This window comes from Streptomyces sp. NPDC057702, from assembly GCF_042799315.1.
GTDB lineage: Bacteria > Actinomycetota > Actinomycetes > Streptomycetales > Streptomycetaceae > Streptomyces.
On the sequence record NZ_JBHVJC010000062.1, the window covers coordinates 1 to 26,339 of the forward strand.

General features: G+C 72.8%; 23 protein-coding genes and 2 tRNA genes. 17 read left to right on the forward strand and 8 right to left on the reverse strand.

Annotated elements, in window-relative coordinates:
* The first annotated feature begins 156 nt into the window (after positions 1-156).
* The 5 genes from gyrA to ACFVFR_RS30795 all read left to right on the forward strand — a co-directional run bounded on the left by gyrA (position 157) and on the right by ACFVFR_RS30795 (position 5,898).
* Positions 157-2,766, forward strand: coding sequence for a DNA gyrase subunit A (gene gyrA / locus ACFVFR_RS30775; RefSeq protein ID WP_383707725.1), 2,610 nt, complete (start codon positions 157-159; stop codon positions 2,764-2,766).
* A 132-nt stretch (positions 2,767-2,898) separates the two neighbouring features.
* Positions 2,899-3,492 carry a DUF3566 domain-containing protein gene (locus ACFVFR_RS30780; protein WP_383707727.1) on the forward strand — a complete coding sequence of 198 codons (594 nt, stop codon included), beginning with the start codon at positions 2,899-2,901 and terminating at the stop codon, positions 3,490-3,492.
* 327 nt (positions 3,493-3,819) lie between these two features.
* Positions 3,820-3,893, forward strand: a tRNA-Ile gene (locus tag ACFVFR_RS30785).
* Positions 3,894-4,049: 156 nt separating this feature from the next.
* On the forward strand, positions 4,050-4,184 hold the full coding sequence (locus ACFVFR_RS30790; RefSeq protein ID WP_208809277.1) for a DLW-39 family protein: 135 nt from the start codon (positions 4,050-4,052) through the stop codon (positions 4,182-4,184).
* Positions 4,185-4,539: 355 nt separating this feature from the next.
* Positions 4,540-5,898, forward strand: a complete 1,359-nt coding sequence (locus tag ACFVFR_RS30795) for a hypothetical protein (protein WP_383707729.1) — start codon at positions 4,540-4,542, stop codon at positions 5,896-5,898.
* Between the two features lie 195 nt (positions 5,899-6,093).
* Here ACFVFR_RS30795 and ACFVFR_RS30800 read toward each other — a convergent pair whose 3' ends face one another.
* Both ACFVFR_RS30800 and ACFVFR_RS30805 read right to left on the reverse strand, forming a co-directional pair.
* Positions 6,094-9,024, reverse strand: a complete 2,931-nt coding sequence (locus ACFVFR_RS30800; RefSeq protein ID WP_383707731.1) for a protein kinase — start codon at positions 9,022-9,024, stop codon at positions 6,094-6,096.
* 75 nt (positions 9,025-9,099) lie between these two features.
* Entirely contained in the window at positions 9,100-9,648 is a 549-nt protein-coding gene (locus ACFVFR_RS30805) for a helix-turn-helix domain-containing protein (protein ID WP_383707733.1), read from the reverse strand.
* Between the two features lie 113 nt (positions 9,649-9,761).
* Between ACFVFR_RS30805 and ACFVFR_RS30810 the strand changes: the two genes are divergently transcribed.
* A tRNA-Ala gene (locus tag ACFVFR_RS30810) sits at positions 9,762-9,834 on the forward strand.
* A 277-nt stretch (positions 9,835-10,111) separates the two neighbouring features.
* Positions 10,112-10,372, forward strand: a complete 261-nt coding sequence (locus ACFVFR_RS30815) for a hypothetical protein (RefSeq protein ID WP_383707735.1) — start codon at positions 10,112-10,114, stop codon at positions 10,370-10,372.
* 55 nt (positions 10,373-10,427) lie between these two features.
* On the opposite strand, the gene ACFVFR_RS30820 is transcribed toward ACFVFR_RS30815, so the two are convergent.
* On the reverse strand, positions 10,428-10,778 hold the full coding sequence (locus tag ACFVFR_RS30820; RefSeq protein WP_383707737.1) for a hypothetical protein: 351 nt from the start codon (positions 10,776-10,778) through the stop codon (positions 10,428-10,430).
* 36 nt (positions 10,779-10,814) lie between these two features.
* Between ACFVFR_RS30820 and ACFVFR_RS30825 the strand changes: the two genes are divergently transcribed.
* The gene (locus tag ACFVFR_RS30825) at positions 10,815-11,027 is read left to right on the forward strand and encodes a hypothetical protein (RefSeq protein WP_383707739.1); all 213 of its coding nucleotides are present in this window, start codon (positions 10,815-10,817) and stop codon (positions 11,025-11,027) included.
* 127 nt (positions 11,028-11,154) lie between these two features.
* Here the strand turns inward: ACFVFR_RS30825 and ACFVFR_RS30830 are convergent, their stop codons facing one another.
* Together ACFVFR_RS30830 and ACFVFR_RS30835 are read right to left on the reverse strand one after the other, a co-directional pair.
* Positions 11,155-12,249: a sensor histidine kinase gene (locus tag ACFVFR_RS30830; RefSeq protein WP_383707741.1), complete on the reverse strand. Its 1,095-nt coding sequence runs from the start codon at positions 12,247-12,249 to the stop codon at positions 11,155-11,157.
* The gene (locus ACFVFR_RS30835; RefSeq protein ID WP_383707743.1) at positions 12,242-12,937 is read right to left on the reverse strand and encodes a response regulator transcription factor; all 696 of its coding nucleotides are present in this window, start codon (positions 12,935-12,937) and stop codon (positions 12,242-12,244) included. The genes ACFVFR_RS30830 and ACFVFR_RS30835 overlap by 8 nt, the downstream gene beginning before the upstream one ends.
* A gap of 87 nt (positions 12,938-13,024) precedes the next feature.
* On the opposite strand from ACFVFR_RS30835, the gene ACFVFR_RS30840 reads away from it, so the two are divergent.
* Positions 13,025-13,738 (forward strand): D-alanyl-D-alanine carboxypeptidase family protein, encoded by a 714-nt coding sequence (locus ACFVFR_RS30840; protein WP_383707745.1) that lies wholly within the window; start codon positions 13,025-13,027, stop codon positions 13,736-13,738.
* Positions 13,739-14,385: 647 nt separating this feature from the next.
* Positions 14,386-15,498 carry a lipid II:glycine glycyltransferase FemX gene (locus ACFVFR_RS30845; protein WP_383707747.1) on the forward strand — a complete coding sequence of 371 codons (1,113 nt, stop codon included), beginning with the start codon at positions 14,386-14,388 and terminating at the stop codon, positions 15,496-15,498.
* A 275-nt stretch (positions 15,499-15,773) separates the two neighbouring features.
* On the opposite strand, the gene murF is transcribed toward ACFVFR_RS30845, so the two are convergent.
* The gene (gene murF, locus ACFVFR_RS30850) at positions 15,774-17,117 is read right to left on the reverse strand and encodes a UDP-N-acetylmuramoyl-tripeptide--D-alanyl-D-alanine ligase (RefSeq protein WP_383707749.1); all 1,344 of its coding nucleotides are present in this window, start codon (positions 17,115-17,117) and stop codon (positions 15,774-15,776) included.
* 175 nt (positions 17,118-17,292) lie between these two features.
* Between murF and ACFVFR_RS30855 the strand changes: the two genes are divergently transcribed.
* The 4 genes from ACFVFR_RS30855 (at position 17,293) to ACFVFR_RS30870 (ending at position 21,468) form a co-directional block, all read left to right on the forward strand.
* Positions 17,293-18,270 (forward strand): D-isomer specific 2-hydroxyacid dehydrogenase family protein, encoded by a 978-nt coding sequence (locus tag ACFVFR_RS30855; protein ID WP_383707751.1) that lies wholly within the window; start codon positions 17,293-17,295, stop codon positions 18,268-18,270.
* Positions 18,263-19,300, forward strand: a complete 1,038-nt coding sequence (gene vanA / locus ACFVFR_RS30860) for a D-alanine--(R)-lactate ligase (protein ID WP_383707753.1) — start codon at positions 18,263-18,265, stop codon at positions 19,298-19,300. The genes ACFVFR_RS30855 and vanA overlap by 8 nt, the downstream gene beginning before the upstream one ends.
* Positions 19,297-19,905: a D-Ala-D-Ala dipeptidase VanX gene (gene vanX / locus ACFVFR_RS30865; RefSeq protein WP_383707755.1), complete on the forward strand. Its 609-nt coding sequence runs from the start codon at positions 19,297-19,299 to the stop codon at positions 19,903-19,905. The genes vanA and vanX overlap by 4 nt, the downstream gene beginning before the upstream one ends.
* Positions 19,906-20,145: 240 nt before the next feature.
* Complete coding sequence (locus ACFVFR_RS30870) at positions 20,146-21,468, forward strand: MFS transporter (protein WP_383707767.1); 1,323 nt, start codon at positions 20,146-20,148, stop codon at positions 21,466-21,468.
* A gap of 195 nt (positions 21,469-21,663) precedes the next feature.
* Here ACFVFR_RS30870 and ACFVFR_RS30875 read toward each other — a convergent pair whose 3' ends face one another.
* The gene (locus tag ACFVFR_RS30875) at positions 21,664-22,380 is read right to left on the reverse strand and encodes a DUF5324 family protein (RefSeq protein WP_383707757.1); all 717 of its coding nucleotides are present in this window, start codon (positions 22,378-22,380) and stop codon (positions 21,664-21,666) included.
* A gap of 258 nt (positions 22,381-22,638) precedes the next feature.
* Here ACFVFR_RS30875 and ACFVFR_RS30880 point away from each other — a divergent pair, with 258 nt between their 5' ends.
* Both ACFVFR_RS30880 and ACFVFR_RS30885 read left to right on the forward strand, forming a co-directional pair.
* Positions 22,639-23,172, forward strand: coding sequence for a peptidylprolyl isomerase (locus ACFVFR_RS30880; RefSeq protein ID WP_383707759.1), 534 nt, complete (start codon positions 22,639-22,641; stop codon positions 23,170-23,172).
* 213 nt (positions 23,173-23,385) lie between these two features.
* Entirely contained in the window at positions 23,386-24,285 is a 900-nt protein-coding gene (locus tag ACFVFR_RS30885) for a rhomboid family intramembrane serine protease (RefSeq protein WP_383707761.1), read from the forward strand.
* 647 nt (positions 24,286-24,932) lie between these two features.
* Here ACFVFR_RS30885 and crgA read toward each other — a convergent pair.
* Positions 24,933-25,190 carry a cell division protein CrgA gene (crgA, locus tag ACFVFR_RS30890; RefSeq protein WP_383707763.1) on the reverse strand — a complete coding sequence of 86 codons (258 nt, stop codon included), beginning with the start codon at positions 25,188-25,190 and terminating at the stop codon, positions 24,933-24,935.
* Positions 25,191-25,335: 145 nt separating this feature from the next.
* Here crgA and ACFVFR_RS30895 point away from each other — a divergent pair, with 145 nt between their 5' ends.
* Positions 25,336-26,106: a DUF881 domain-containing protein gene (locus tag ACFVFR_RS30895; protein ID WP_383707765.1), complete on the forward strand. Its 771-nt coding sequence runs from the start codon at positions 25,336-25,338 to the stop codon at positions 26,104-26,106.
* The last annotated feature ends 233 nt before the right edge of the window (positions 26,107-26,339 follow it).

Sequence of the window (26,339 nt, forward strand, 5' to 3'; positions counted from 1 at the left end):
ACCTGTTCTCGGTACTGATGGGCGAGGACGTCGAGGCGCGACGTTCCTTCATCCAGCGCAACGCCAAGGACGTCCGCTTCCTCGACATCTGAGTCGGCCCCTCCCCGGCCGCGTGCCGGGGCTCCCAGCCGCCGCCTGAAAGGACTTTGACCAGCAATGGCCGACGAGAACCCCCCCACCTCCGAGAATCCCGAGCTGACCCCGCGGGCCGAGGGCACCGTGCTGCGCGTGGAGCCGGTCGGTCTCGAAACCGAGATGCAGCGCTCGTACCTCGACTACGCGATGAGCGTGATCGTCTCGCGCGCGCTGCCCGACGTACGGGACGGCCTCAAGCCGGTGCACCGGCGTGTGCTGTACGCGATGTACGACGGCGGGTACCGGCCCGAGAAGGGCTTCTACAAGTGCGCCCGCGTCGTCGGCGACGTCATGGGTACGTACCACCCGCACGGCGACGCCTCCATCTACGACGCGCTGGTGCGGCTCGCGCAGCACTGGTCGATGCGGCTGCCGCTGGTGGACTCCAACGGCAACTTCGGTTCGCCGGGCAACGACCCGGCCGCCGCCATGCGGTACACCGAGTGCAAGATGGCCCCGCTGGCCATGGAGATGCTCCGGGACATCGACGAGGAGACCGTCGACTTCCAGGACAACTACGACGGGCGTAACCAGGAGCCCACGGTCCTGCCGGCCAGGTTCCCGAACCTGCTGGTCAACGGCTCGGCGGGGATCGCGGTCGGCATGGCGACCAACATTCCGCCGCACAACCTGCGCGAGGTCGCCGAGGGCGCCCAGTGGTGCCTGGCCAACCCGGAGGCGTCGGCCGAGGAGCTGCTGGACGCGCTCATCGACCGGATCAAGGGCCCCGACTTCCCGACCGGCGCCCTGGTGGTGGGCCGCAAGGGCATCGAGGAGGCGTACCGCACCGGGCGCGGGTCGATCACCATGCGCGCGGTGGTCGAGGTCGAGGAGATCCAGAACCGCCAGTGCCTGGTGGTCACCGAGCTGCCGTACCAGGTCAACCCGGACAACCTCGCGCAGAAGATCGCCGACCTGGTCAAGGACGGCAAGATCGGCGGCATCGCCGACGTGCGGGACGAGACGTCCTCGCGCACCGGTCAGCGGCTGGTCATCGTCCTGAAGCGGGACGCGGTCGCCAAGGTCGTCCTCAACAACCTCTACAAGCACACCGACCTGCAGACCAACTTCGGCGCCAACATGCTGGCCCTGGTCGACGGTGTGCCGCGCACCCTCTCGTTGGACGCGTTCATCCGCAACTGGGTCGCCCACCAGGTCGAGGTCATCGTCCGGCGCACCCGCTACCGGCTGCGCAAGGCCGAGGAGCGGGCCCACATCCTGCGTGGTCTGCTCAAGGCGCTGGACGCGATCGACGAGGTCATCGCGCTGATCCGGCGCAGCGACACGGTCGAGGTGGCGCGCGAGGGCCTGATGGGGCTGCTGACCATCGACGAGATCCAGGCCAACGCGATCCTGGAGATGCAGCTCCGCCGGCTGGCCGCGCTGGAGCGGCAGAAGATCGTCGCCGAGCACGACGAGCTCCAGGCGAAGATCGACGAGTACAACGCGATCCTGGCCTCGCCGGAGCGCCAGCGGCAGATCATCAGCGAGGAACTGACCGCGCTGGTGGAGAAGTTCGGCGACGACCGGCGCAGCAAGCTGGTGCCCTTCGACGGTGACATGTCCATCGAGGACCTGATCGCCGAGGAGGACATCGTGGTCACCATCACGCGCGGTGGCTACGTCAAGCGCACCAAGACCGAGGACTACCGCTCGCAGAAGCGCGGCGGCAAGGGCGTGCGGGGCACCAAGCTCAAGCAGGACGACATCGTCTCGCACTTCTTCGTCTCCACCACCCACCACTGGCTGCTGTTCTTCACGAACAAGGGCCGGGTCTACCGGGCCAAGGCGTACGAGCTGCCCGACGCCGGACGCGAGGCGCGCGGCCAGCACGTGGCCAACCTGCTGGCCTTCCAGCCGGACGAGCAGATCGCCCGCATCCTGGCCATCCGGGACTACGAGGCGGCGCCGTACCTGGTGCTCGCCACCAAGGCCGGGCTGGTGAAGAAGACCGTGCTCAAGGACTACGACTCGCCTCGTTCCGGCGGTGTCATCGCCATCAACCTGCGCGAGACCGACGAGGGCGGCGAGGACGAGCTGATCGGCGCCGAACTGGTCTCGGCCGAGGACGACCTGCTGCTGGTGAGCAGGAAGGCGCAGTCGATCCGGTTCACCGCGACGGACGAGGCGCTGCGGCCGATGGGGCGCGCGACCTCGGGCGTGAAGGGCATGAGCTTCCGAGAGGGCGACGAACTGCTCTCGATGAATGTCGTCCGGGCCGGTACGTTCGTCTTCACCGCCACCGACGGCGGGTACGCCAAGCGGACGGATGTGGATGAGTACCGCGTACAGGGGCGTGGTGGCCTCGGAATCAAGGCCGCCAAGATCGTGGAGGATCGTGGTTCGCTCGTCGGCGCGCTGGTGGTCGAGGAGAGCGACGAGATCCTGGCGATCACGCTCAGTGGCGGTGTGATCCGTACGCGGGTCAACGAGGTCAGGGAGACGGGCCGTGACACCATGGGCGTCCAACTGATCAATCTGGGCAAGCGCGATGCCGTGGTGGGCATCGCGCGCAACGCCGAGGCGGGGCGCGAGGCCGAAGAGGTCGAGGACCTGGTCGAAGCGGCCGACGAGGCGGGCCCGGAATCAGCCGAGGGCGAGGCGCCCGCGGCCGGGAGCGATGAGGAGTAGGTCGTGACTGGAGCCACGGGCGCCGGTGGTGCCGAGGGCCGCTGGCCCACGGGACCCGCGACCGTATCGGACGGCGCCCGTGGCTCGGCTGCTGACTCCCGCAGGGGAGCGGCTGACTCCCAGAGGGGAACCGTGACGGACACCCGAGGTGCCAAGCAGGGCTACGAGCCGCTGCCGGCGAGCCCACTGCCCAACGAGCGGCCGGCTTCGCAGCAGTCCCAGCCCTATCACCCGCCGCACGCCTACGCGCCCCCCGCGGGCGCCCCCGGCGGGGCACCGAGCGAGGGGCAGGGGCAGGGCGCCCAGCAGGCGGTGCGCCGGCCGCGTACGCCCGCCGGCGCGCGCACCGTGCCGCGTACGCGCAAGGCCCGGCTGCGTGTGGCCAAGGTCGATCCCTGGTCGGTGATGAAGGTGAGCTTCCTGCTCTCCATCGCGCTGGGGATCTGCACGATCATCGCGGCCTCGGTGCTGTGGATGACGATGGACGCGATGGGCGTCTTCTCCACCGTGGGCGGCACGATCAGTGACGCCACGGAGTCCAACGAGGGCGGCGGCTTCGACCTGGAGTCCTTCCTGTCGCTGCCCCGCGTGCTGACGTTCACGTCGATCATCGCGGTCATCGACGTGGTGCTCGCGACCGCCCTGGCCACGCTGGGGGCGTTCATCTACAACCTGTCGGCGGGCTTCGTCGGTGGCGTCGAGCTGACGCTGGCGGAGGACGAGTAGCGAGGTGAGCCGCGCGCCCTGTGGTGGGGCGCGCGGGACGGTGGGGGCCGAACGGCTCCCGCGGGGTTCGGCGGGGCGTGCTGCCCGGCCGGGCCCCGCTTCGTTTCCGGGGGTGGGGCGGGGCGTGTCGGGGCGGCCCGGGATGGCCGTGGGCGAGCGGCCCGGGAGCGGCCGGGCGGCGCGCTCGCCGGGCGGGGGCCGGCGGCGGGGCGGGGAGCGCGGGCGGGAACAGTGGGGGAAGCGGGGGCGCCGGGTGGGTGGACGGCGGTCCCGCGGATACCGATTTTGGGACAGGGCTGGTGGTGCGCTAATCTTTCCGTGCAGCGCGGGGCTATAGCTCAGACGGTTAGAGCGCTTCCCTGATAAGGAAGAGGCCACAGGTTCAAGTCCTGTTAGCCCCACCGATGCGAACGGCCCGGATGGCAATAGCCAGCCGGGCCGATTCTTTTGTCCACCCACTGAGTTGGGCCAGGACCTAGGTCACTGATCGGTATCGGTTGGTGTGTATAGTCGGGCGCCAGAAGGTCTCCTACGTCAAGGAAAGACGAGGTCGCGCGGTGAAGAAGCTTCTCCTGGTCGCACTGGCCGCAATCGGCGGGCTCCTCGTGTACCGCCAGATCCAGGCGGATCGCGCCGAGCAGGATCTGTGGACGGAGGCGACCGACTCCGTGCCCTCCGGTTCGGGTGTGTGAGTCGCACTAGTCGTCATTGCGGGGCCTCGATCGCGCGGAGCGGTCGAGGCCCCGCGGTTCGTCACGCTCCCGTGGCCCGGCGTTGCCCCAAAGTACGCCGTGCCACCACGGCCCGGCGAGGCCCGGAGGCCCGGGCGTGAGTGCGCGCGGGTACGTATGGCGCGGCTGGGCACGGCGGCGGGGACGGGCCGGCTGGCGCGTGGTCGGCCGGGTGAGGGCCGGCGTCCGGTGGGCGGGGTCCACGGGCCGGCGGGCCGGCGGTGCCGCCCGGCCCCTTGAGTTCACGTAAGCAAACAACTAGCTTGCACGAGCAAAACGTGGTGCCGGGAACCGCTACGCCAAGGAGTGACGCCCGATGGACGACCGCCGTCGCAGCCACCCACGCCCCCTGGCCGCGCTGGCGGTCCTGTGTGTGGCGGGCACGCTCGGCGGGTTGACGCCCGGGCCCGCGCAGGCCGCGCCGGGCGGCGACCCGCGCCCCTACCGCACCTCGGGCGCACCCATCAGCGGCGGGCTGACCAGCAAGGACGCCGCCCCGCTGGCGCTCGGCGAGCCGCGTGTGGACAGCATCGGGCAGGGCGAGACCCGGTTCTACGCGGTCGACCTCGACGCCCGATCCACGGCGTACGTCTCCGCCGTGGCCGTGCCCCCGCCGGGCGCCCGCCTCGACGCCCGGCAGGACGGGATACGGGTGACGCTGACCCGCCTGGACGGCGGGCGGTGCGACACGGCGACCGCTGGCGCCGACGCGGACGACGTGCCCCACCCGTTCGGCACGGCCGTGGTGCGCCAGTCCGGCCCGGGCGCCGGGTCCCGGTGCGGCGAGGCGGGCCGGCACCTGGTCAGCGTCGAGCGGCCCGACGCGGCGGAGTCCCGTACCGAGCGCTGGACGCTCGAACTGCGCTCGCTGCGCGAGCCGGCGATCAAGGGCGAGCCCACCGGGAAGCCGGCGAAGGGCAACGAGGGTGGCCACGCGCCGCTCCCCCGCACCGGCCGCCCCCAACAGCGCGCGGGCGGCACCGGGTTCAACGACGCCACCGCGCTTTCGCCGGGCGCCTGGAAGGACACCGTCGCGCCCGGCGAGACCCGCTTCTTCAAGGTCCCCGTGGACTGGGGCCAACAGCTTCTGACCAGCGTCGAGGTCCCGGCCCCCGCCGGCTCGTCGGGCAAGTCGACGGGCAGCGCGGGCTTCCTGTCCGACGCGCTCGGCGCCGCCCTGTACAACCCGGCGCGCGCCCTGCTCGCGACCAACCACTTCGTGCCGTACAAGGGCAGCCAGAGCACCTCGCGGATCGGCACCGTGCCGGTGTCCTACGTCAATCGCACCGAGCGCTCCCGGGCGACGGTGCGGGCCGCGAGCATCGCCGGCTGGTACTACGTCGCCGTCACCCTCAGCCCCGACATGGAGCGCTACTTCGAGGACGGCGCGCCGGTCACCGTCCGCGTGCACGTCGCGGGCGACGCCCAGCCCACGCCACGGTACGACGGTGGCTCGGGCGGCTTCGGCACCGGCGCGGACGAGCGCCGGCCCGGCCCGTACCAGCGCGGCGCCGCAGACGCGGGTGACAGCGCGCCGCTGCGGGCCGTGGCCTACGGCGGGTTCGGGCTCGGCACCGCGCTGTTGGTCGGCCTCGGCGCGTGGAAGCTGTCCGCGCGCCGGCGCGGCACGGCCCTAGCGGGGACCGGCGGCGCGGGCGACGACGCCGGCTGGTAGCGGGGCGGCGCGAACGCGGCTGCCGATGTGGGCCGTCGCCGACCCCGTTCGTCGCGTGGTGCTTGGTGCTTGGTGCTTGGTGCTTGGCGCTCGGTGTGAGACGTGTGGCGTGTGGGGTCCGTCGTCCGGCGCCTGGTGTCGGCGGTGGGACCGTCGGGTCGGTGGCGGCGTGCGGGTCGTGGGGCGTGGCGGGTGTCAGCTGGCCCAGAGTGCCCAGCCGCCGACGGCGAAGCAGAGGGCCGCGGCGATCAGGATGGCGAGCGTGACGGCGCGCGAGGGACCCGGCGCGCGCGAACCGGCGTGCGCCGCCCCCGGGTGCGCCGTGGCGGTCGCGGGCGGTGAGGGCATGGGCGCCGCCGGGGGCAGCGGGCCGCGCTGGTCACGCGCATCGGGGTGGCTGGGCCCGGTGGGCGTACCGGACGCGCCGGGTGCCGGGGGTGCGGCGGGATCAGTGGGGCCGGTGGGACTGGTGGTGGGGTTGGTCGGGGGCGGTGTTGACGGGGTGCCCGTCGGGCCCGGGGGCGTCGGCGTGCTCGCCTCGCCGGGCTGCCGGACCACCGCCGTCGAGTCCGTGCCGGCGTGCGCGCTCGCGGGGTACGCCGCCTCGCCGCGCGCCGCCTGGGGGCGGGCGGCGGCCGGGTAGGCCGAGGGCGGGGCGGGCGTGTGCGGTCCGTACGGCGGGAGCGGCGAACCCGGCGGAGGGGCCGAGCCGGGCCCGGCCTGCGGGGCGTGGGGCAGCGCGGTGGGGTACGGGAGGGTCGGCGGGGTGGGCGTGGGCGTGGGGTGCGGGCCCTGGGGATAGCCGTATCCGCCCTGGTAGGGCGGCTGTTGTGGGGGTGGCTGCGGTCCGGGGTGCGAGGGGCGCGGCCGAGGTTCGGCGGGCGGGGGTCGGTGGTCGGTCGCGGCCGGCGGGCCCGTCGGGTCGCTGGGGCGTGAGCCGGCGTACGGGGGCGCGAGCGGGGTGGGCGTCGGCGTGGGCTCCGGTGGCAGGGGCGGCGTCGCGGCCGGCGCCGGCGGAGTGGGCGTGGGGGTGGCCTCGCGCGCCCACGGCGCGGGTGGCGCGGCGGGCGTCGCCGGCGTGGGTGCCGGGCCTGGGCTTGGTATCGGCGCGGGTGGCGGGGTGGGGGTTGCCGCAGGGGGCGGGGGAGTCGTCCGTGGTGGGCCGGGGGTGGGGGCTGTGGGCGCGGAGCCGGTCGCGGGGGGCGTGTGGTCGGGGGTCTCGGCGGCGTGGCGCGGGGCGTTCGCCGTCGGCGCGGGCTGGGGCGGGGCGAGCGGGAAGCTGCCGGTGCGCGACATGGCGGGCTCGACGTCGGTCGCCGTCGGCGGCCCCGGCAGCGAACCCGTGTCCGTGTCGGCCGCCCGGACGTCGCCCGCGCCGCTCGGTCGGTGACCAGTGGGACCAGCGGGCTCCTGGCCGCTCGCCGGTCCGTGGCCGGGCGGGGCGCCCTCATCGGCCGCGGCTGCCTGGTAGAGCCGCGGTGGCGGGGCGCCCGGTGTCGGGTGGGCGGGGCCCGCTCCCGAGCCGGGGGCCGGGTCGCCGGTCGGGCCGTACGCGGCGGGGCCGGGGCCGTGCGGCGGGGTGGGGGCCGGCGGTGTGGGGGTAGCGGCGGGCGGTCGTGGGGTCGCGGGGCCCTGCCAGGAGCCCTGGGGCAGCCCGAAGTAGGAGTCGGTCGTGTGCGTGCCCGTGGGGTCCGCGCCGGTGGCGTGCGTGCCGGTGCCGGTGGCGTACGGGTTGGGGACGTAGGGGCCGTTGGCGTACGGGTCGGGCCCGGGCTCGACCGGGGTGGCGGCCCCGTCGGCGGGGCCCGGCCGCTGGCCCCGGCCGCCCGCCCACTCGCCCGATTCCATCTGACCTGTCGCGCCCCGCTGGCCCGCGGCGTCCGGCTGCCCCGCGGCGCCCTGGCCTGTCGCGTCCGGCTGACCCGTCACATCCGGCTGACCTGCCGAACCAGGCTGGGCACCCGTGCCCGGTGGGGCGGTCACACCCGGTGGGGCGGTCGCGGCGGGTGGGCTGGTCGTGCCCGTGGGGTCGTTCGGCGGGGCCGGGGCGGGGGGTTGGCCGTTGCCCGGGTAGCTGCCGGCCGGGTAGGGGCCCGTCGCGTAGGGGCCGGTGGCGTACGTCTCGGTCGCGTCCGGGGCGGGGCGGTCGTACGCGCCGTAGGCGTCGTACGCCGCCGCCAGCGCGTGCGGGTCCGCGCGGTGGGCCAGGCGGGCCGCCCGGGGGTTCGTGGGTGGTGCGCTCGGGCCGGTGGGGCCGTCCGGGCCGAAGCCCGGGGGCAGCGGGCCGAGGTGGTCGAAGACCTCGACCGCCTCGTCGTCGAAGTCGGGTTCCGGTAGCAGTTCCATCGCGGAGAGCAGCGCTTTGCGCGCGCCGTTCGCGGTGCGGAAACGCGCCTGGGGATCGGGCAGCAGAAGATTGGCGATGACCTGCCACAGCGGCTCCGGAATACCGTCGGGCGCATTCGGCACACCGTGTTCGGTGAATCGCTCGATGAGCGCTTCCGCGTTCGGCTTGTGCCCGCTCAGGAGATACAGCGCCACCAGGCCCACGGTGAACAGGTCCGCGGGAAAGTCGGGATCGGCGCCCTGAATCTGCTCGGGCGCGAAATAACCCGGCGTGCCCACCACGAAGTTGGTATCCGTGAGGCGGGGTTCGCCCTTCGTCATGGCGATACCGAAATCGGAGAGCCGGACGTGCGGGCGGCCCGTGCCGGTGGCCTCCAGGAGCACGTTGGCGGGCTTGATGTCCCGGTGGATCACGCCCTCCGCGTGCACCGCCGCGACGCCGGAGAGCAGCTGGTCGAGCAGCGTGCAGACATAGCCCGGAGGCAGCGGACCGTAGTCGCCGATGAGGTGCGCGAGCGAACCGCCGCGCACCAGGTCCATGGTGAACAGCACCTTGTCGTCGTCCGCGGCCCAGCTCGCCGGTGCCAGCACGTGCGGGTGGTCGATCCGCAGCGCCTGCTCCCGTACGAACCTCAACAGCGTGTGCGCGTCGCTCTGTTGGAGCACCTTGGCGGCGACGTACCGCGAACGGCGGTGGTCCCAGGAGCGCCATACCGCGCCCACCCCGCCACGGCCGATCGGATCGACCAGCTCGTACCGACCAGCGAAGATCTCACCCATCGCGCCCCGACCGTCCACTCGCCCATCGACTCCGCCCCGGCCCGCCCCGTGCGACGGGCACGGCCGGTGCGGCCCCTAACCCTGGTGTGACTCGTAGTGGGCCACCGCGTCCGCGGTGCGCCCCGCGCCGTACACGCGGAGAAACTCTGCCAGTTCGGGGTGGGTGGGGGTGAGGGAGTCGGCGGCGTCGATGATGTCGCCGGCGGCGGAGACCGACCGCAGCAGCGACTGGATCTCCCGCACCACGCGCCGCACCGTCGGGGCGCCGCTACTCGCCGTGGTCTGCGAGGTGTTGTTGAGCACCGAGCCCCCGGCCGACTTCTTGACCTCCTCCATCCGCTCGGCGGCCTCGGCGGCGCTCACCCGGCCGTCCGCGACCTGGCTGGAAAGCTCCTGGAGCGCCTGCACCCGCTGGACCACGGCCGGGTTGCCGATCTTCGCTCGCTGACCGCTCATGAGCTGCGACAACATCGGCGCCGAGAGCCCGAGGACGGAGGCGAGGCGGGCCTGGTTGAGCCCGAGATCGTCGATCAGACGGCGGAAGAGAGCGCCCAGGGGTTCCCCGTACCAGTTGCGTTGCAGTTCTCGTGCGCGGGCGGTGGCGTCCTGCTGTGCTGCGTCCATCTGCCTCTCCCCTTCGCTGCCGCGAATCTTGCGTGGCATCCTACGGAGAGCGGTACGTACGAGCGATACCCGGTCGGGAAAGCTATCGGGTAACGGGTATCCTGATCCGCGAAGGGGCCTTAGCTCAGTTGGTAGAGCGCCGTCTTTGCATGGCGGATGTCAGGAGTTCGACTCTCCTAGGCTCCACTTCGGCAAACCCTTCTGACCTGCGGGAACGCTGGTCGGGTGACCTCTCCGTGTTGACAACGTCAGCACCGTGCCAGCACCGAACCGATGCACGGTGCTTCGCGTTCCATACATCAGGAAACGGGATAAGAGCGACGGACCGGCCAGCTCCACGGTGACGGGCAGGCCACGGGCGCTCTGATCGACTCGTCGCAGGCGACGACTGACGCGCTGCGGCAGTTGGACACCACCAGCGGGAGCGGCGCCCTGTTGCCTGCCGCCACGGCACGATCGGCTGATGCCGGGGGCGGTGGAGGCGCTGGCCGCCGTACGGAGTGACCCGCATCTCCTCCCCACGGTCGTCACGGGAAATCCGCGCGGCAGCGCGGAGATCAAGCTGAAGGCGTTCGGGCTCGACAGGTACGGGGAAGTCGGACCCGGCGGATACGCCTCCGACGGTGCCCGCCGGCCCGCACTGGTGGGCATCGCGCGGCGGCGCGCCGCAGCCGCATACGGGCACGCGTTCGACCGACACGACACGGTGATCATTACACGGTGATCATCGGCGACTCCTTGCAGGATGTCAGCACCGGGCGGGAGGGCAAGGTTTGCCCTTACCGGCGGGCGGTCTCCTGCACGCTGAGCAGCAGTCCGTCCCTCAGCACGGCCGTCACCACGCGCGTGCCCAGGACGGCGCCGGCCACCCTGTGGCGCTCCAGGAAGCGGTACACCTCGGAGGTCACGCTGGTGATCTCCTCGACCTCGATCGACAGTCCAGGTTGGCTCCCGCCCGCACCACGCAGGGACTCTCGCAGCGTCCCAAGGTCGAGGATCACTCCATCTGTCGTCACGAGCTCGAAGGCGTCGTGGTGCGCGCCCATAAACGCGTCGAGGCTTTCAACGTCCCCATCCCTCAGCCACGCGGTCAACTGGTGATGGTGCCGGACCAAGAAGTCACCGTTCATGCTTCAACTATGGCAGTTGGCGCCTACCGTCGACGGGTGGGGAGAGCCCTCGCTCCAGGGTGGACGTTGGCTGACGCGGCGCTGGCTGTGCGGCCCGGAGCGCGGCCCAGAGGTGAGAACGACCCGGACCCCGCCCAGCGCGGAGAGGTCCACGAGGGGGCCACCGTCCACCGGGAGGAGATCCGCGCGGTGGCCGGCGGCGACCCGTCCCGTGACGCCGCCCAGGCCCAGCGCAGCGGCGGCCTGTGACATGGCCATGTCGATGAGCTGGGCGTTCGGCAGGCCCAGGTACGCGTTCTCCCCGAAGAAGCGCGGCAGCATCTGCCAGACGGCGCGAGAGCCGGGCGGGGGCGGGCCGGTCGCGGGCGCGGGTTCCTCATGGGGCGGCGGGCGGCGGGATCGCGGGGAGTTCCACGGTGACGCGCAGGCCGCCGGTGGGGCGCGGGGTGAGGGTGAGGGTTCCGTCGTGTGCCTGGGTGATGGTCTTGACGATGGCCAGGCCCAGGCCGACGCCCGCCTGGTCGGTGTGGATGCGGTCGGTGCCGCGCCGGAAGGGTTCGGTGAGGGTGGAGACCAGGCGCGGGGTGAGCCGGTCGCCGGTGTTCTCGACGGTGAGCACCACGACCCGGGGGCGGAGGCTGGTGTGGACCCACACGGCGCCGCGTTCGGGCAGGTTGTGGGCGATGGCGTTCTGGACGAGGTTCGTGGTCATCTGGAGCAGGAGGGTCGGCGATCCCATCGTGGGGGCGATGTCGCCGCTGGTCTCCAGGCGGACGCCGTGCTTCTCCGCGAGGGGCAACAGCGTCTCGGTCGCCTCTTCCGCGATCAGGGAGAGGTCGGCGGGTTCGCGGGTGAAGGACCGCTGGCCGGCCCGGCTGAGGAGCAGCAGTGCCTCGGTGAGGTCGATGGCGCGGGTGTTGACGGCGTGGAGGCGGCCGACGAGTTCGTCGGTGTCCTGGTCCGGGTCGGTGCGCGCGACGTCGAGGAGGGCCTTGGAGATGGCCAGCGGCGTACGTAGCTCGTGTGAGGCGTTGGCGGCGAAGCGCCGCTGCTCGGCGACGTGTGCCTCAAGCCGGGCGAGCATCGTGTCGAAGGCGTCGGCGAGTTCGCGGAACTCGTCCCTGCGGCCCGGCAGCTTGATCCGGTGGGACAGCGACCCGGTCGTGGCCGTACGGGTGGCCTGGGTGATGCGGTGCAGCGGGGCGAGCATGCGGCCGGCCAGCACCCACCCGCCCAGCAGGCCGAACACCAGCAGGAACACCATGACCAGGACCGCCGTCGGGGCGAAGCCGCGCACGAAGACGAGACCCGGGGTGGCACGCACCGCCCCCGACTCGTTGGTCTGCAGCCACCCGTCGCGGAGCATGTACACCGCCACCGCCACGAGCAGCAGGGCACCGGCGAGCATGAGGAACCCGGCGTAGCTGAGGGTGAGTTTGAGGCGGACGCTCAGACCGGGCCGCCTATCCACGGTCGCCGCCGCCCCGCCCGGCGCCGGGCGCGGTGTCGATGCGGTAGCCCACGCCGGGGACGGTGGCGATGATCCACGGCTCGCCGAGGCGTTTGCGTAGCGCGGAGACCGTGATGCGCACGGCGTTGGTGAACGGGTCGGCGTTCTCGTCCCACGCCCGCTCCAGGAGTTCCTCCGCGCTGACCACGCCGCCCTCGGCGGCGATGAGCACCTCCAGCACGGCGAACTGTTTGCGGGTGAGGGCCACGTACCGGCCGTCGCGGTAGACCTCGCGACGGAACGGGTCCAGCCGCAGGCCCGCGATCTCCCGCACGGGCGGCCTGGCGTGCGCCCGCCTGCGGTCCAGCGCCCGCAGCCGCAGCACCAGCTCCCCCATCTCGAACGGCTTGGTCAGATAGTCGTCGGCGCCCAGGCCGAACCCGGTGACCTTGTCGTCGAGCCGGTCGGCGGCCGTGAGCATCAGGATCGGCATGCCGCTGCCGGACGCCACGACGCGCCGGGCGATCTCGTCGCCGGAGGGGCCGGGAATGTCGCGGTCGAGGACGGCGATGTCGTATGTGTTGACGCCGAGCATCTCCAGGGCGGTGTCCCCGTCCCCGGCGATGTCCGCGGCGATCGCTTCCAGCCGCAGACCATCGCGGATGGCCTCGGCCATGTAGGGCTCGTCCTCGACGACCAGAACTCGCATGCGCACCAGGCTAGGAGTTCGCGCGTATCGCCGGTGTATCGGAAAGCGCATACGCGCCGGCAACACCGCCCCGTCTTCACTGGCGGCATGACTCGGACCCAACGCTCGGCGCGCGGCACCCCCCGCCGGGGCCGCTGGCTGGTGGTCGGCGGCCTGGTCGTCGCCGCGGCGATCATCGCGCTCCTCGTCCCCGACGCGTCGAGAACCCCGTCCGCGTCGCCCAGCGCGTCGGCCACCGCGGCGCCCCCCTCCCGTTCGCCCGCGTCGGTGGCCTCCCCCTCGCCCGCGCCCTCGGCGTCCGCCTCGCCGCCCTCGCACCCGTCGCGGGGCGCGGACCTCGGCGCGCTCGACGAGGCGGACGGCGTGGTGCCCGACGGCGTGACGGTCTTCGACGACACGGTCGCGGCCGTGGCCAACCTCAACCCGCGCCTGCTCGACGCCGTGCGCCGGGCGGCACGGGACGCCGCGGCCGAGGGCGTCACCTTCTACGTCAACAGCGGCTGGCGCTCCCCGCGTTACCAGGACGAGCTGCTGCGGCAGGCGGTCGCCACACACGGGACCGAGGAGGAGGCCGCCCGCTGGGTGGCCACCGCGACGACGTCCCCGCACGTGCTCGGAGACGCGGTGGACCTCGGGGACTCCGCCGCCACGGCGTGGCTGACCCGGAGCGGCGCCCGGTACGGGCTGTGCCAGATCTACGAGAACGAACCCTGGCACTACGAGCTGCGCGCGGCGGCGACCGGACACGGCTGCCCACGGATGTACGCCGACGCCTCCCGGGACCCGAGAACGCGACGGTGACGGACCACCGCTGACCGCCCGCGCCCGGCTGGCCCCCCGCTGGTCTCTGTTGGCCGACGTTGCCCCGGCCGGCCTTCCCCGGCCGGCCTCTGCTGGTCGACGACTCCCCGGCCGGCCTCACCCCGGCTGGCCCCACCTCGCCCGGCCTTTCCCGACGGGCTTCCCCAGGCCGGCTCCCCCGACCAGCCTTCCTGGCCGGCCCCCCGACCGGCTTCGGCCCGACCGCCTGCCCCGGGCCAGCCCTCCCCGGCCGCCGGCTCGCGGTGGGGCGGCCCGTCCGTACTGTTCGCCCTACCAGCCCTACCAGCCCTACCAGCCTTGCCCGCCCCCCTCCGTCGACTCGTACCACCCGACTCACCAGCGCCGCCCCACCCCACCCCACCCCACCCCACCCCACCCCGCGTCGCGTAGCGCCATCAGCCCGCTCGCCCGCCCGTGCTGTGGGCCGGCGTTGGCCCGGGCATATCGTCGGCGTATCCAAAACCCCATACGCGCGGACAACACCACACGGGTTTGACTGGGGGCATGTCCTTCAGCGAACCAGCCCGCACCGTGGCCCCGTTGCCAGCCGGGAGGTCGGCTTCGGCCCTGTTCCCGGCCCGAACTCCGTTCTGCTCCGCGTCCGTTCGTCCTGGTCGGGGGTGGGTGTGAGGCTGACCGTCGCGCGGATCAGCGCGGTCGAGCACCTGGCGTTCGTGCGGAGCAGGCGGTCGGTCAGCTTCCTGCAGACCCCGGCCTGGGCCCGGGTCAAGGCGGAGTGGCGCAGCGAGTCCCTGGGGTGGTTCGACGGGCCGCGCCTGGTCGGCGTGGGGCTCGTCCTGCACCGCCCGGTGCCGCGCCTGGACCGCTACACGCTGGCCTACCTGCCCGAGGGGCCGGTCATCGACTGGGCCGGCGATCTCGACGCGTGGCTCGACCCGTTGGCGGCGTACCTGCGGGCGCACGGCGCCTTCGCGATCCGGCTGGGCCCGCCCGTGCCCACGGACACCTGGAGCGCCACGCAGGTCAAGGAGGGCATCGCCGACCCGGGCGTCCGGCGCCTGACCGATCTGCGCGGCCAGTCGGCGGACCCGGTCGGGGCCCGCGTGACCGACTGGCTCCGGAGCGCCGGCTGGCGGCCCCAGAACCCGCTGGACGGGTTCGGGGTCGGCCACCCGCAGTTCAAGTACGAGGTGCCGCTGGCCGGTCGGACCGAGGACGACGTGCTCAAGGGCATGAACCAGCAGTGGCGTCGCAACATCAAGAAGGCCAGCCGGGAGGGCGTCCGGGTCAGTGTCGGCGACGACCTGAAGGCGTTCCACGACCTCTACGTCCACACCGCCGAGCGCGACCACTTCACGCCCCGGCCGCTGCGCTACTTCACGACCATGTTCGCCGCGCTGCGCGCCGAGGACCCCGAGCGGATCAGGCTCTACCTGGCTCACCACGAGGGCGATCTGGTCGCCGCCACCGTCCTGGTCCGGGTGGGCGCCCACGCGGTGTACTCCTACGGCGCCTCGGCCACCCACAAGCGCGAGGTGCGCGGCTCCAACGCCTGCCAGTGGGAGATGATCCGCGACGCGATGGCGGCCGACTGCGACGTCTACGACCTGCGCGGCATCACCCCCACCCTGGACGCCGACGACGCGCACGTGGGGTTGGTCCAGTTCAAGGTCGGCACCGGCGGCCACGCGGTGCGCTACGTCGGCGAGTGGGACCTGCCGCTGCGGCCGATGGTCTACCGCGCCTTCGACCTCTACATGCGGCGGCGCGGGCGGTGACACCGGGGCCCGCGCCCGCGCCGGCCGGCGGCCACACGCGCGGGCGCGGGCGCGAGCGTGGGTCGGCCTGGCCGGGTGACCCGACCAGGAGGCCGGCCAGCGGCCTGGCCAGGTGGCCCGCCCCGGCGTCGGGCGCCGGTGACCGAGGGACCCGACGCACCGGCCCCGACGCCCGCGCCCCCGTACCCGTACCCCCGCCCGCGCGCACCCGCGTCCCCGCGGCCCCGACCACGCGCACCCGCGCACCCGCGCACCCCTGTCCCCGTGCGCGTGACTCAGGCGAGTGCGGCGGCGACCTCGTCGAGGCGCGCTCCGCGTGAGCCCTTGACCAGCACCACGTCGCCGGCGGTCACCTGGCCGCGCAGCCAGTCGACGGTCGCGTCGTTGTCGGCCAACACCACCGCCCGCGCGCCCGCGCCGTCGGCGATCAGCCGGGCGCCCTCGCCGACCGCGGCCACCACGTCGGCCCGCGAGGCGGCGTACGCGCCGACTGCGCGGTGTTCGGCCGCGCTGGTCTCGCCGAGTTCCAGCATCGCGCCGAGCACGGCGATGCGTCGCCCACCCGCGACCGCCGCCAGCGCGTCCAGGGCGGCGCGGGTGGAGTCGGGGTTGGCGTTGTAGGAGTCGTTGAGCAGCGTCGCGCCGCCGGCGAGTCCGCGCAGCTCCAGCCGCCACCGCGACAGCGCGGCGGTGCCGAGCGCCGTCGCGGCCGTGTGCAGGGGAACGCCGGCCGCCAGCGCCGCCGCCGTGGCGGCCGAGGCGTTGAGCGCCTGGTGGGCGCCCACGACCGGCAGCGCGACGCGAGCCGAGGCGGCGCCGGCCCGCAGTGTGCAGGAGGGGCGGCCGAGCCGGTCCAGGGACAGGTCGAGCGCCCGTACGTGGGCGTGGGCGGCCTGGCCGAAGGTCAGCACGGGGCCGTCGGTGAGCGCGCGCATCGCGGCCACCCGGGGGTCGTCGGCGTTGAGGACGGCGATGCCGCCGGGCGCCAGCCCGCGCACCAGCTCGCCCTTGGTCTGCGCGATGGCAGCGCGCGACCCGAACTCGCCGATGTGGGCCTGGCCGACGTTGAGGACGACGGCGACGTCGGGCGCGACCAGGTCGGTGAGTTCGGCGATGTCGCCGACGTTGCGGGCGCCCATCTCCAGGACGAGGAAGCGGGTGGTCGCGTCGGCGCGCAGCATGGTCAGCGGCACCCCGAGGCCGTTGTTGAGCGAGCCGAAGGTGGCGACCGTCGGCCCGGCGCCGGCGAGCACGGCGCCCAGCAGGTCCTTCGTGCCGGTCTTGCCCTGGGAGCCGGTCAGCGCGACCACGGTCAGCCGCTCCCGCAACCGGGACACCACGTGCACGGCCAGCGCCTGGAGGGCGGCGCGCGCGTCGGGGACGACGACGGTGGGCAGCGGCGTGGGCCGGGAGCCGAGGACGGCCACCGCGCCGGCCCGGCCGGCCTGCGCGGCGTAGTCGTGCCCGTCGACGTGTGCGCCGGCGAAGGCGACGAAGAGGCCGCCCGGTTCGGCCTGGCGGCCGTCGAGCACGGCCGGCGCGGTCACGGTCACGGAGCGCTCGCCCACCACCGCCCCGCCGACGACCTCGGCGATCTCCCCGAGGCTGAGCGGGATCATGACCGCGCGGCGCGGGGGGCGCGGAGCGGGCCGTCGGAGGTCGGTTGTTCGGGGCGGCGTCGGCCGCTGTCGCTCTCGTGGAAGGTCATACGCCGAGTCAAGAGGGCGGGGCGTATCGCCGGCGTATCGAAATCGGCATACGTTCTGGCAACACCGCACCGCCTTGACTGGGCGCATGACCCACAGCAAACCGGCCCGCATCACCCTCTACGGGTGCGGCCCGGACGAGGCCGCTCTGTTCCGAGAGCTGGCGCCGGAATTCGGCGTCACGCCGACCATCACGGACGCCCCGGTATCCGAGGACAACACCGCGCTGGCCGCCGGAAGTCGGTGCGTCAGCGTCGGCCACAAGTCCCCGGTCACCCACGCCACTTTGCGCGCGCTCGGAAAGGCCGGCGTCGCGTACGTCTCGACGCGGAGTATCGGGTGCAACCACATCGACGTCGCGTACGCGGAAAGCGTCGGCGTATCGGTCGGGACCGTCACCTATTCGCCGGACAGCGTCGCGGACTACACGCTGATGCTCATGCTGATGGCGCTGCGTGACGCGGCATCCGTCATGCGCCGCGCGGACGCGCACGACTACCGACTGAGTGGGAAACGCGGAAGAGAGCTGCGCGACCTGACCGTCGGAGTGGTCGGCACGGGCCGTATCGGCACGGCGGTCATGGAAAGGCTGCGGGGATTCGGCTGCCGCGTCCTGGCGCACGACAACCGCCCGGGAAAGGCCGCCCACTACGTCTCCCTCGACGAACTGCTGCGGAAAAGCGACATCGTCACGCTGCACGCTCCGCTCACCTCGCGGACGCACCATCTGCTGGACCAGTCGCGCCTGGCGCGGATGAAGGACGGCGCGCTGGTCGTCAACACCGCGCGGGGCCCGCTCATCGACACCGAGGCCCTGGTCCGGGCGTTGGAGAGCGGCGCGCTGGGCGGCGCGGCACTGGACGTCCTCGAAGGCGAGGAAGGCGTTTTCTACGCCGACCGCCGAAAGGAGCCCGTGGCGGACAAGGCGTGGGCGCGGCTGCGCGAGATGCCCCAGGTGCTCATCAGCCCGCACATCGCCTACTACACGGACCACGCCCTGCGCGACACCGTGCGTAACACCCTTGCCAACTGCCTGAATTTCGAAAGCGGGAACCAGCATGCGTAGGTTGAAGATCGGCATTCTGTTCGGCGGACGCTCCGAGGAACACGGCGTATCGGTCAAGTCCGCGCGCGAGGTCGCGCGCCACCTCGACACCGCGCAGTACGAACCCTTCTACGTCGGCATCACGAAGAGCGGCGCGTGGAAACTCTGCGACGGTCCCGACGCGGACTGGGAGACCACGGGCCGGCCGGCCGCGCTCTCGCCGGACAGCGACGTGCGCGGACTGCTCGTCCAGGAACGGGGACGGTACGGAACGATCCAGCTCGACGTCGTGCTTCCGGTGCTGCACGGCACACTCGGCGAGGACGGCGCGATACAGGGCCTGTTGGAACTCTCCGGCATTCCCTACGTCGGCTGCGACATCCAGAGTTCCGCCCTGTGCATGGACAAGTCCCTTTCCTATCTCGTCGCCAGAAGCGCGGGAATCGCGACCCCGAACTTCTGGACCTTCGCGGCGGACGAGAAGATCGACGCCGACGAGCTCAGCTATCCGGTCTTCGTGAAGCCCGCCCGCTCGGGATCGGCCTTCGGTGTCACCAAGGTGTCCGCAAAGGAGGAACTGCCCGCCGCGGTGGACGCCGCGCGGGAGTACGACACGAAGGTGCTGGTCGAGGAGGCCGTGGTCGGCAGCGAGATCGGCTGCGCCGTTCTGGGGAACGGACCGGACCTGGTCACGGGCGAACTGGACCGTATCGCCCTCTCGCACGGCTTCTTCCGCATTCACCAGGAGGACGCGCCGGAGACCGGTTCCGAGAACTCGGCGGCCATCGTTCCCGCCGACATATCCGAGGACGCGCGCCTGCTCGTCCGGGAGGCGGCCACGGCCGTCTACCGGGCTCTCGGCTGCCGGGGGCTCGCCCGCGTGGACATGTTCCTCACGGACAGCGGTGACGTGGTCCTCAACGAGGTCAACACCCTGCCCGGACTCACCTCGTACAGCCGCTACCCGCGCATGATGGCCGCCGCCGGCCTTTCGATGGGCGAGGTCATCGACCGCGCGGTGGCGTTGGCGCTGACGGGAGAAGACCGGTGAAGGACGAATTCGTCTTCGTGGACGAACACGTGCGCGGCATACGGTGGGACGCGAAGTACGCCACGTGGGACAACTTCACCGGAAAGCCGGTGGACGGGTACCTGGTCAACCGTGTCATCGCGACGCGGGCCTTCTGCGCCGCCCTGGAGCGGGCGCGGGACAAGGCCGAGGCCCTGGGATTCGGCCTGCTCCTCTGGGACGGATACCGCCCGCAGCGCGCCGTCGACTGCTTCATGCGCTGGTCCCGACAGCCCGAGGACGGTCGGACCAAGGCGCGCAACTATCCGAACATCAGCAGGGCCGAGATGTTCGAGAAGGGATACGTGGCCGCGAAGTCGGGCCACAGCCGGGGCAGCACCGTCGACCTCACGCTCTACGAACTGGCCACCGGCGAACTCGCTCCCATGGGCGGCGACCACGACCTGATGGACACCCTCTCGCACCACGGTGCGGAGGGAGTCGGCCGGGTGGAGGCGAGGAACCGCCAGCACCTGCGCTCCCTCATGGAGGTCAGCGGATTCAGGGCGTACGCCTGCGAGTGGTGGCACTACACCCTGGTCGACGAGCCCTATCCCGACACCTACTTCGACTTCCCCGTCGCGTAGCGCGCCACGGACCGGCGCCACGGACCGGCGGCGTGGACCGGCGCCACGGACCGGCGGCGCCCGCGAGGCGGTGGGCGCGGTGGCGGCGGGCGCGGTGGCGTCGAGCGTCGCGGTGCGGCCATCGGCCCGGGGCGCGGCGGGTGTCGCGGGCGGTCGGACGCGGTACGAAGTGCGCTGCTCGGGGCCGCAAATGGGGAGGACGGGTGGTGGGTGCACGGGTCATGATGCCGCGTGAACTCGATGAAGGACGTGTCGGAGCGGCCCCGTACGCGCTGGGGGGTCTTCGCCCAGCGGGACTTCCGTCGGCTCTGGGTGGGGGAGACCGCGAGCGGGCTGGGCAACAGCGTCACCTCGGTGGCGCTACCACTGATCGCCGTCGACGTACTGGACGCCAGCTCGACCGCCGTCGGCGTGCTCGCCGCCGCCGTGTGGCTGCCCTGGCTGCTGATCGGCCTGCCCGTGGGCGCGTGGGTGGACCGGACGCGCAAGCGGCCCCTGATGATCGCGTGTGACCTGGTGTCCGCCGCGGCCCTGGTGAGCGTTCCGGTGGCCGCCTGGCTCGACGCGCTCACCTACCCGCACATGGTGGCCGTCGCGCTGGTCTGCGGCGGGGCGGCGGTGTGCTTCAACACCGCCTACCACTCCTACATCCGGATCGTGCTGGACGGCCGCGACCTCATGGAGGGCAACGCCAAGCTCCAGGGCAGCGAGGCCGCCACCCGGGTCGTGGGTCCCGGCGCGGCGGGGGCGCTCGCCCAGGCGTGCGGCGCGGTCGCCGCGCTGGTGGCCGACGCGCTGACGTTCCTGGTCTCCGCGTTCTGCCTGCGCCGGATCGAGGTGGTCGAGCCGACCCGGGCCCCGGAGACGGAGCGGGTCCCGCTGCGGCGGCAGGTCAGCGAGGGGCTTCGCTTCGTGAGCCGGGACCGCTACCTGCGGTGGATGGTCGCGTGGGGCGCGGTGATCAACATGGCGCTGATGGGCTACCAGACGGTCCAGGTCGTCTTCCTCGTCCGCACCGTCGGGCTCAGCCCGGGCCTGGTCGGCGCGCTGCTGACCAGCGGTAGCGCCGGCGGCATCATGGGCGCGCTGCTGGCCACGCGGATCACCCGCCGACTGGGCACCGCGCGCGGCCTGCTCCTCCTCCAGTGCGTCACCGCGCCGTTCGTGCTGCTGCTGCCGCTGACGACGGCGGGGCCGGGGCTTGCGCTGTTCGCGGCGGGGGCCTTCGTCGTCGGGATCGGGATATCCGTGGCCAACGTCGTGGTCGGCAGCTTCCGCCAGACGTACTGCCCGCCACGGCTGCTCGGCCGGGTCGTGGCCACGGCCATGATGATCAACTACAGCATGATCCCGATCGGCTCGCTGCTCGGCGGCGTCCTCGGCGACGCCGTCGGCTACCGCGCCACCATGTGGATCATGACGGGCCTGGTCGCCCCGTCCTGGCTCCTCCTCGCGATGAGCCCCATGCGCCGCGAACGCGACCTCCCCCGACACCACGCCGATCCCGCCGCGGACGCACCACGGACGGAACGCGAACCGTCGAACGTGGAGCCGCGAACGTAGGCCTCCGGGCGCGAACATCGCCCCTGGAGGCTCCGGATTCGGGGAACGGCCAGGCGTCTGTGCCGCTGGGGCCGTGGCCGTCCCGCGCCGCCGCGTACGGCGACGGCGCGGGGAGGCGGCGCTGGGTGGCGGGACAGTGCCACGGGGCGGTGCCGGTGGAGGCTCGCCGGTGGCGGGGGACGTCGGGCCCCGTGGTTACGACTCGTCGCGCTTCGGGGCGTCCGCCGCCGTCTGCTTGGCCCGCACCTCGGGGTCGAGCCCGTCCTGTTCGGCCTGGTCGGCCGAGGTCTCGCGGTCGCCGACCTCGGTGGCGGCCGGCGGCTCCACCAGCCAGTCCGGGTTGGCCTGCTGGTCCCACCACTTCCACGCGGCGTACGCGCCGCCGGCCAGCAGCCCGAGCACGACGAACCGCTTGGCGACCTTGCCGCGCCGGGCGCGCCGGCGCTGCTTGGTGTGCAGGCGCTCCACGTCGGCCGCGGTGATCTGGCCCCGCAGCGCGGCCAGCGCCGCCCCGCCACGCGCCGTGGCCTCCTCGCGTACCGGTTCGGCGGCGGCTCGGGCGGTGGCCAGCGCGCTCTCCACGCGGGGGCTCGTGTAGTCGGCGGCCTGGCGCGCGGCCTTGCGGGTGCGCGCCGCCGCCCGGTGCGCGGCGCGGTCGACGGTGGGCGGTACGGCGCCGCGCGCGTGCTCGATGCGCGGGGCGAGATGGCTGCGGTACTGGTCGCCGGCCGTGGCGCGGGCCTGGTGCGCCGCGTGCGAGACCTTCGGCGCCAGCTTGGCCCGGGTCTCGTGCGCGTAGTGCGCGGCGGCCTCCCTGGCCTGGCTGGCGTGCGGCCCCACCACCTCCACCGCGTGCCGGACGCTCTCCTTGGCCTGACCGGTCGCGTCTCGCACGCTGTCCTTGCGGGTCACGGAACTTCCTCCTCCTCGGTGGCGTATCCGGGGGTCGGGGACTCCCTCTCGACGCTCAGTGTCGCCTTTCCACCCATTTCCAGATCATGCCTGTCCGTTGATCGCCGGGCACCCGTGGCCGGGCATCCGGGTCAAAGCGGCCCGCCGTCGACAGGGCCGTGGAACGGGACGCCGCGCGCCGAATTCCGGCGGCTACTCGTCTCGTGCGCGTCCATGCGAGGATCGGGAGACGTCAGTGAAATCTATGGAAGGTAGATCGTGGCTGAGCAGCTCTACGCCACCCTGAAGACCAACAACGGGGACATCGAGGTCCGGTTGCTGCCGAACCACGCGCCCAAGACGGTCAAGAACTTCGTCGAACTCGCCGAGGGCACGCGCGAGTGGACGGACCCCACGACCGGCCAGGCGTCCACGAAGAAGCTGTACGACGGCACGGTCTTCCACCGGGTGATCAGCGGCTTCATGCTCCAGGGCGGCGACCCCCTGGGCAACGGCACCGGTGGCCCGGGGTACAAGTTCGGGGACGAGTTCCACCCCGACCTCTCGTTCAACAAGCCGTACCTGCTGGCCATGGCCAACGCGGGCCCGGGCACCAACGGCTCGCAGTTCTTCATCACGGTCTCGCCCACCACGTGGCTCACCGGCAAGCACACCATCTTCGGTGAGGTGACCAACGACGCCAGCAAGAAGGTCGTGGACGCCATCGCGGCCACGCCGACCAACCCGCGTACCGACCGCCCGGTCAACGACGTGGTCATCGAGTCCGTGGTGATCGAGACCCGCGAGGGCTGAGCACCCCGGTACCCGCCGCACCACCCGCCGCCCCGGTTTCGCCGGGGCGGCGCGGTGTGGGCGGCGCCGCCGCGCCCGACCGGCCGAGGCCGACACCGGGCGCGCGCGTGAGGAACCATCCCGCCCCACCCATCCGTACACCACACAGGTGGGTGGGGCGGTGGCCGTACACTGCCCGGCGCACGGGCACAGGGGGAGAGGTAAGGGGAGACCATGGAGGACCAGGCGGTCTGCTGCTACCGGCACCCGGACCGGGAGACGGGCATCAGCTGTACCCGGTGCGACCGGCCGATCTGCCCCGAGTGCATGGTCAGTGCCTCGGTCGGCTTCCAGTGCCCGGACTGCGTGGGCGGCGCCCACGCGAGCGGCGGTGGCGGCGCGTCCGGCAGCGGCGTGCGACGGCCGGCGGGCGCCGGGCAGCCCCGGACGATCGCGGGCGGCCCGCTGGCCGCCGACCCCCGGCTGATCACCAAGATCCTGCTGGCGATCAACGTGCTGGTCTGGATCGTCGTCCTGTCGGCCGACAACCAGATGATCAACGACTGGGCGCTGGTGGGCGAGTGGCCGCCGGCCGACTCCGGGTTCACCCCGGTCCAGGGCGTCGCCGAGGGCGAGTGGTACCGCCTGCTGACCGCGACGTTCCTGCATGAGGAACCGTTTCACATCGCGTTCAACATGCTCTCGCTCTGGTGGCTCGGCGCCCCGCTGGAGGCCGCGCTCGGCCGGGTCCGCTTCCTCGCCCTGTACCTGCTGTCCGCGCTCGGCGGCAGCGCGCTCAGCTACCTGCTGGCCGACGCCTCCCAGGCGTCCCTCGGCGCGTCCGGCGCGATCTTCGGCCTGCTCGGTGCCACGGCCGTGCTGATGCGCCGGCTCAACTACGACATGCGCCCGGTCGTCATCCTGCTCGCGCTGAACCTGGTCTTCACCTTCGCCTGGAGCGACATCGCCTGGCAGGCGCACATCGGCGGGCTGATCGTCGGCACCGCCGTCGCCTACGGCATCGTGCACGCCCCCCGCGAGCGCCGTGACCTGGTGCAGGCCGGCACCTGTGTGGCGGTCTTCCTGGTCATCCTGGGCACGGTCCTGCTGCGCACCGCCCAACTCACCGGCTGACCGCCGGCCGCGGCGTACGTCCCGGCGACCCACGTCCCCGGCGCGCGCGGCCCGAGTGCGCGGTTCGATCGTGTACGGCCGCGTCGCGTACGGTCGGGGCGGCGGGTGCGACGCGTACACCGCGCGCCCACCCGCCGCTGACCGTGCGACGCCGATCACCCGGCCGTGTACGCCCCCGCCGCCGGGCGTACGCCCCCGCCGACCGGCTCGCGGCGACCGGAGCGGGGTGACGCGCCGCGGGCTCGCCGGACGCCCGTGCCGTGCACCTGATCCGGGCCCGGGCCGGTGCGTGCGGGCCGGTGGGCGGAGGTTGTCCACAGCACGGGGGAGTTCCTGTGGGAACGTCTGTCCAGGTGCGTGTGCGGACGCGTTTCCGCAGGCAGATGCGGTATTGGCAGGTGTGGGCGGGGGCTGGACCAGTCACACCAGCGTCAACCTGACGCAGGTTATCCACAGATCGTCGTAAGTTTTCCCCACTGTGGATCGCTCTGTGGATAACTTAGGTCAGAGCTTGCCAGGCCGGGGCGGGGACGCTAGTGCCACGGCACGCCTGGGGACCGCCGCGCCACGGGCGAGGCGGTGCCGCACTGCTCCGGGAGGCCGCCGCGCGCACGGAGTCGCGCCGCCTCACGAGCGGTGGCGTGCCGCTACTTCCACTGCGTGGAGACGACGAACCCGGCCGCGATGAAGCCGAAGCCCACGACGATGTTCCAGTTGCCGATCGGGTCGATGGGCAGGCTGCCATCGGTCACGTAGAAGACCACGATCCAGGCCAGGCCGATCAGGAACATGGCGAGCATCAGCGGCGCGACCCAACTCCGCCCGCTGTTCAGATTTATCGTCTGGGTCTGCTTCGCCGGCTGTGGAGTGAAGTCGTCCTTCTTGCGGATACGTGACTTCGGCACGAGGAACTCTCCTGTCGATGCGCTGCGTGACCGCGCGGAAACCTAGTGGGACGGGGCCCCGGGAGCACTGAGTGGGGAGCACTTCCTTTCTCCCGGGCGTCCGTTAGCGTAGTGCTTCCGCGGCGTCGAGAGAGATAAGGGTACGTTGAGTAATTCAGCCGACTCCCCTGGCCCGGCCTCCCGCCGCTTCGCTTTTCGCCCGATCCGGTTGTTGACCGCCGGCATCTTCGCGCTCGCCGGACTCATCTTCTGGATCAGCTTCAACACCGCGCAGGGCACCAACATCCGCAGCGACGAGTCGATGCTGCGGCTGTCCGATCTCATCCAGGCCCGCAGCGACAAGAACGCCGCGCTGGACGAGAAGACCGCGGACATGCGCTCCGAGGTGGACGCGCTGCTGCACCGCGACGACGACCGCAGCGCGGCCGACGAGGAGCGGCTGCGCGCGCTGGAGAAGGCGGCCGGCACCCAGAAGCTGCGCGGCGAGGCGGTCACGGTCACCCTCACCGACGCCCCGCCCAACGCCACCCCCAGGGTCTCCGGCGTGCCCGACCCGCAGCCCAACGACCTCGTCATCCACCAGCAGGACCTGCAGGCCGTGGTCAACGCGCTGTGGCAGGGCGGCGCCCAGGGCATCCGGGTCATGGACCAGCGGCTGATCTCCACCAGCGCGGTGCGCTGCGTGGGCAACACGCTCATCCTCCAGGGCCGCGTCTACTCGCCGCCGTACAAGGTCACCGCCGTCGGTGACCCCGCCACCCTGCGCAAGGCGCTCAGCGCGTCCCCGGCGATCCAGAACTACCAGGAGTACGTGAAGGCGTACGGCCTGGGCTGGAAGGTGGACGAGCACGGCGACCTGACGCTGCCCGGCTACTCCGGCACCATCGACCTGCACCACGCCCGCCCCGCCGACTAGCCCCGGGCCCGCCGGCCCGCCCCGCACCGCCGGCCCGCCCCGCACCGCCGGCCCGCCCCGTCCGTCCGCGTGCTCGCCGGCTGTGCGCCCCCGGCCCCGTCCATGGCTCGCCCCGGCCGCCGCGCCGCCGCGCCCCGGGTCACCGCGACCTCGACACGGTCAAGCCCACCCTGCTGATCATGGACTCGGTGCAGACCGTGGCCTCCTCCGAGATCGACGGCGCGCCCGGCGGG

Excerpts from the sequence above, each read along its gene's own strand:
- ACFVFR_RS30820 (WP_383707737.1), bottom strand. The coding sequence starts at position 10,778 with ATGAACGGTGACTTCTTGGTCCGGCACCATCACCAGTTGACCGCGTGG.
- ACFVFR_RS30840 (WP_383707745.1), top strand. The coding sequence starts at position 13,025 with ATGACTCGGACCCAACGCTCGGCGCGCGGCACCCCCCGCCGGGGCCGC.
- ACFVFR_RS30885 (WP_383707761.1), top strand. The coding sequence starts at position 23,386 with ATGGAGGACCAGGCGGTCTGCTGCTACCGGCACCCGGACCGGGAGACG.
- ACFVFR_RS30815 (WP_383707735.1), top strand. The coding sequence starts at position 10,112 with ATGCCGGGGGCGGTGGAGGCGCTGGCCGCCGTACGGAGTGACCCGCAT.
- ACFVFR_RS30805 (WP_383707733.1), bottom strand. The coding sequence starts at position 9,648 with ATGGACGCAGCACAGCAGGACGCCACCGCCCGCGCACGAGAACTGCAA.
- gyrA (WP_383707725.1), top strand. The coding sequence starts at position 157 with ATGGCCGACGAGAACCCCCCCACCTCCGAGAATCCCGAGCTGACCCCG.
- ACFVFR_RS30800 (WP_383707731.1), bottom strand. The coding sequence starts at position 9,024 with ATGGGTGAGATCTTCGCTGGTCGGTACGAGCTGGTCGATCCGATCGGC.
- ACFVFR_RS30835 (WP_383707743.1), bottom strand. The coding sequence starts at position 12,937 with ATGCGAGTTCTGGTCGTCGAGGACGAGCCCTACATGGCCGAGGCCATC.
- ACFVFR_RS30855 (WP_383707751.1), top strand. The coding sequence starts at position 17,293 with ATGACCCACAGCAAACCGGCCCGCATCACCCTCTACGGGTGCGGCCCG.
- vanA (WP_383707753.1), top strand. The coding sequence starts at position 18,263 with ATGCGTAGGTTGAAGATCGGCATTCTGTTCGGCGGACGCTCCGAGGAA.
- ACFVFR_RS30870 (WP_383707767.1), top strand. The coding sequence starts at position 20,146 with ATGAAGGACGTGTCGGAGCGGCCCCGTACGCGCTGGGGGGTCTTCGCC.
- murF (WP_383707749.1), bottom strand. The coding sequence starts at position 17,117 with ATGATCCCGCTCAGCCTCGGGGAGATCGCCGAGGTCGTCGGCGGGGCG.
- ACFVFR_RS30795 (WP_383707729.1), top strand. The coding sequence starts at position 4,540 with ATGGACGACCGCCGTCGCAGCCACCCACGCCCCCTGGCCGCGCTGGCG.